The 4721-nt window shown below is 43.9% G+C and carries 5 protein-coding genes; 1 reads left to right on the plus strand and 4 read right to left on the minus strand.

The features are described 5' to 3' along the window. The 4 genes from MUP17_09085 to rpsU all read right to left on the minus strand — a co-directional run. Positions 1-864, minus strand: an 864-nt coding sequence (locus MUP17_09085; GenBank protein MCJ7459130.1) for a hypothetical protein, incomplete at its 3' end; no start/stop codon positions are given. A gap of 935 nt (positions 865-1799) precedes the next feature. Next, the gene (ltaE, locus tag MUP17_09090; protein ID MCJ7459131.1) at positions 1800-2843 is read right to left on the minus strand and encodes a low-specificity L-threonine aldolase; all 1044 of its coding nucleotides are present in this window, start codon (positions 2841-2843) and stop codon (positions 1800-1802) included. A 337-nt stretch (positions 2844-3180) separates the two neighbouring features. After that, complete coding sequence (locus MUP17_09095; GenBank protein ID MCJ7459132.1) at positions 3181-3660, minus strand: GatB/YqeY domain-containing protein; 480 nt, start codon at positions 3658-3660, stop codon at positions 3181-3183. A gap of 8 nt (positions 3661-3668) precedes the next feature. After that, positions 3669-3866 carry a 30S ribosomal protein S21 gene (gene rpsU, locus MUP17_09100; protein MCJ7459133.1) on the minus strand — a complete coding sequence of 66 codons (198 nt, stop codon included), beginning with the start codon at positions 3864-3866 and terminating at the stop codon, positions 3669-3671. 400 nt (positions 3867-4266) lie between these two features. Between rpsU and MUP17_09105 the strand changes: the two genes are divergently transcribed. Beyond that, on the plus strand, positions 4267-4721 hold a 455-nt coding region (locus tag MUP17_09105; GenBank protein ID MCJ7459134.1), incomplete at its 3' end, for a hypothetical protein.

The following is a 4721-nucleotide window of genomic DNA, read 5'->3' on the forward strand; positions in this document are numbered from 1 at the left end:
AGGAATGGCTTTGCCATCCGGAGTAACTATTGCATTCCACGCATGGTTATTCCCGGCATTTGCCCAGAAAGGAGTATAGTCGGAAGTAACAGCCAGACCATTCGCTCTCATAGCATAGATAGTGACATTGGTCATATCCTCACATCTTCCCAGATGGTTCTTGAGCATCTCGGAAAGCTCCTGGTCAGTCGGATGATAATAATAGCGCGGGTCAAAGGTAAACCACGACTTGACGTCATCATTGATCAGTTTTGCCGCCTGAACCGGATCAGAAGGGTCTGTCATCTTTTTTTCCAGCCCTTTGTATTTCTCCCAGAAAAATTCACGCCAGTTCTCCAGAGGCTCATTGCTCCCCCGATAAGGCAGCACATATTCACAAAACTGTTCAAAAGATAAATTCTTAGCCCAGGGTTTTTCACGCCAGGCTTTAAAGGAGTAATCGATCTGCTTGATCAGGAAATCGGCTGTGATGGTCTTTAAGTCATAAATAATCTCCTTCTTTTCGAAATCAAGCGAACCGTGATGCGCCTCCAGAGTATCAAATTCCGCTCTTAAGGTGTCATAATCCCGATAATCCAGAACGTTGAAGCTGACCTCTTTTTTGTTAGTGTCCTGAAGGACGTAAGTCACGTAGCTGTGCCCTTCCATATTGCCAATCAGGAAAAATGCCGCCTGGAGTTTCAAGGAATCCTTTGCAGAAAAATAATAGGATAGAACCTTTTCCAGCTCCCCGCGATTACTCCCGGCAGAGTCCAGAACTGCAGTTACTTCTGGAGGATAGGACAGTCTTACCGTAGTTGCTCTGACAAGACCGGGCAAAAATATTATGAGCAAGACAAGAAGGACTATACGTTTAGTTTTCATTTTTTCCTCTTATCTAAAAGTTAGCGGCTGACAAGTCTTAATATTTCAGGAAAGAAGCCAGTGGATATTATCATACTGCCAAACTTAAAAAAGTCAAGGATGATTTTCTATGAGGCGTGCTGGAAATGGATAGGGGCGACCCGCCGGGTCGCCCCTACGGTCAATACAAGAATTTCATGTGAAGAAAATATTATGATTATAAATCGTAATAGTAATAAATCGGCAAGGGAGGAAGGCTATAGAACTTAAACTCCCAAGAAAGATATCTGAATTCTTCTTCTTGAAAGAGCACCGGAGAAAATTCAAAAACATGATTTTTTTACAACGCATGGCCTCATACCCTGCAGTAGGTTCATCGGAGGATTAAAGCTCTTTTGAGGTTTAAATACAAAGCTAGGCGATACATTTTCCGGAATGATCTCCCCTCTCATCCGATAGTAAAATGCCCTAGCAATACTGTCTAGAACTCTCGCTATAGGCCCACTGCCTCCTTTCAGTACAGGGTACCTGACAACTTGTCCACTGGATAACTCGACATCAAGGTATTCCGCTTGGACAATTCCTCGATCTTCAGCCAAAGAACTATATTCTACTAACTCCTGAAGTTTCAGATGGGTGTCACGGCTTAATGAACCGAGTGATGCCCAAAAGTGCATGTGCCGCAAAAAGTTGTTGTCGTCATCACTCGTATGGTGTATAGCTTTACATCTATTACAAATTGGAGCGGTTATAAGTTGCAAGCCAATTCTATCTCGTTTAGGAAAAATGCAATCGGGTGGCAAGTGGTCCTTGGTGAGCTTTGCTTTATCATTTTCATAACACCAATAGCAACACCTCTCGATACCTTTTTTAAAGAATACATAACTCATATCCTACAATCCCTTTAATTCACCCAACATAACAGCTGTGGGTTGTCGGAAAAAAATAGCGGAAGTCTATCCCTCAAACACCCTTTTAAAAACCTCAATCGTCTGATGAATATCCTCCGTGTTCACATCCAGATGCGTCACCAGCCTCATTTTTCTTTTCCCGAAAGGAATACTAAGAATCCCGTTTTCCTTTAGTCTTTCCACCAACCACTCTGCATCCTTCCCTTCTTCCTTAATCTCTAAAATAACCATATTAGTCTGCACAGTCTCCATATCGATATAAATCTCTTTTATCTTCGATAACCCCTCAGCCAAAAGCCGGGCATTCTTATGGTCTTCTGCCAGACGATTAATATTATGCTCAATCGCATATATACCTGCCGCTGCAATAATCCCCACCTGCCTCATCCCCCCTCCGAACATCTTTCTGTTCTTGCGTGCTTTTTTGATAAACTCTGTGCTCCCTGCAACAACTGAGCCAATTGGCGCTCCTAAGCCCTTTGATAAGCACACGGAAACCGAATCGAAATAGCTGGCATACATATTCAGGGGAATCCCGGTGGCAACAGAAGCGTTCCACAGCCTGGCACCATCCAGATGCATCTTCACGCTACACTTTCGTGCCACCTCATTGATTTTCTGGATTACCTCAAGAGAGTAAATCGTTCCTCCTGCCCGGTTATGAGTATTTTCGATGACTATGAGTGCAGTCGGCGGATGATGAATGTTATCAGGCCTGATCTCTTCCAGAATCTGCTCAGCCTTCATAATCCCTCTTTCACCCTTTATGGGATGAAGCTGAAGCCCGGACAAAGCCGCAGGCGCACCGACTTCATAGTTGTAAATGTGCGAGTTTACCTCAAGGATGACCTCATCCCCCGGACTGGTCAAAGACCTTAAGCAGACCTGGTTGCCCATAGTCCCGGAAGGGACGAAAAGCGCTTTCTGCTTTCCCAAAAGGAAAGCCACCATCTCTTCCAATTTTATGACAGTCGGGTCATCCCCGAAAACGTCATCCCCCACCTCAGCCTCGGCAATGGCTTTTCGCATTTCCTTAGAGGGGCGGGTAACAGTATCGCTCCTTAAATCAATCAATCTTCTTTGTTCCATTTGATTCCTCCTATTGTAGCGTCCTCACTCCCGTGAGGACGGTTATTCTACGCCTCTACCTAACCCTCTTTCACGAGGGGAGAGGAAATTTGCCGATCCACACTCCTGACGTGATCCCCGTTGCCACGGGAGTGGCAACGCTACGTTTCTTGCGACCCTGAAAGGGTCGCGCTACGTTTATTCGGACTACAAGTTCATTTTGCGGGGCTTGGAGCCCCGCCTACGCAACTTGTTTTCTTTGATTAATATACTAATTTTCTTCAAAAAGAAAAACGCCATTCTTCACTAATTAAAGAATGACGTTTCAGTCAGTCTCAGACATCAAGAAAGCCCTTCACTATGAAGGATCATCCGGGGTAGATTCTCTTTGAGCAGATTTGAGCCTGGAGGAAACTAAAAGGCTGACTGCCTTACCATCGGCTTTACCCTTTACTTTGGGCATCAGAACCTTCATCACCTTGCCCATGTCTTTTTCGCCCTCTGCGCCGACCTCGGTTATAGCCTCCTCGACTAATTTCCCTAACTCCTCGGCGTTGAGTTGTTCAGGCATATAACCCAAAATCAGCTTCAGCTCATCTTCTTCTTGTTTAACTAAATCCTCCCGCCCGCCTTTTCTAAACTGCTCGATCGAATCCCGGTGTTTTTTTGCGGCGGAGGTTAGAACTTCGAGCACTTCCTCGTCTGAAAGCTCTTTACCTTTATCGATCTCCTTGTAGCGGATGTCAGATTTAAGAAGACGGGTGAGACTCAACTTCAATTTCTCACCCGACTTCTGCGCCATTCTCATATCCTGATCGATTCTTTCCTTGAGACTCATTATTGGGTTTAGAATGATTCTTCGTAAAATCTGCGACGGCTTTTTCTCCGGGCAGCAGCCATTTTTCTTTTCCGTTTTTCAGACGGTTTCTCGAAATGCTGATGTTTTCTGATATCGGCTAAGATACCGGACCTTTCGCAGGATTTCGTAAAACGCCGCAGGGCTTTCTCGAAACTCTCATCCTCTCGGATTTTGACAACGGTCATCTCATTTCTAACCCCCTTTCAATTCTCCCGTTAAATGTTGTATTTTGTGTTATCATATTTTTTTTAAACAACTATAATATAATAACTTACCACTCCTGTCAAGTAAAAATTTTAGAACCCACTATTTTTTTTAACCCTTTGACTACCAATCGCTTAGCCAGGTCAATCTAAACTATTTGCCCACTCATACCTTCTCACGAACAGGTTCTCATTAGACTGAGGCAAGTATCCACTCAAAAATATACGAAAAAAACAATAATTTTTCTTGACAAACTCTTCAATAAAATGTAAAATGTCTCTGTAACTAAATAGATATATTTGCCCTTTTTTCTAAGGGCATCACTCTCTTCTGCTTAGACTATCTACCTTAGAGAATTCTGGGAGAAAGAGTAATATGGAGTTGGCACGGACAAAAAGTGTCAAAGGGAATGGCTACTCTTGTGGCTTCTTATCTCCGAGTAGGTTCTTCTCCGGTGTAGCAGAGGATTTCCTATATTCAGGCACGAGTGCCCTTTTTTTATTGGTAGCCAATCTATTCCCCAGCTACTGGTATTTCTCCTTTATTGCCCTTTTCCCTTTCTTGTGGAAAGTCAACCGGGCTTCTGCTAAAGAGGCTTTTCGTTTGGGCTTTCTGCTCGGTCTAACTTTCTTTACTTTCTGGAGCTTGGACGCCTTTTTCTTAGCTCCGATCTCGACAATCTTTAAGATTTTATGCGGAACGCTCCTTTTTGCCCTGTGGGGCTGGGGAGTAGGAATTGCAAAACAGTTCTTTGGATTTAATCCTGTAATCGTGTCCGGCTTATGGGTGTTCTTTGAGCTGGCATTAATCAAACTCGGTTACACCAGCGGATTACT

It is taken from the genome of Candidatus Zixiibacteriota bacterium, from assembly GCA_022865345.1.
GTDB lineage: Bacteria > Zixibacteria > MSB-5A5 > MSB-5A5 > RBG-16-43-9 > RBG-16-43-9.

Bases quoted from the DNA above. Each gene is read 5' to 3' on its own strand.
- MUP17_09095 (MCJ7459132.1), bottom strand. From the start codon at position 3,660: ATGAGTCTCAAGGAAAGAATCGATCAGGATATGAGAATGGCGCAGAAG.
- ltaE (MCJ7459131.1), bottom strand. From the start codon at position 2,843: ATGGAACAAAGAAGATTGATTGATTTAAGGAGCGATACTGTTACCCGC.
- rpsU (MCJ7459133.1), bottom strand. From the start codon at position 3,866: ATGACCGTTGTCAAAATCCGAGAGGATGAGAGTTTCGAGAAAGCCCTG.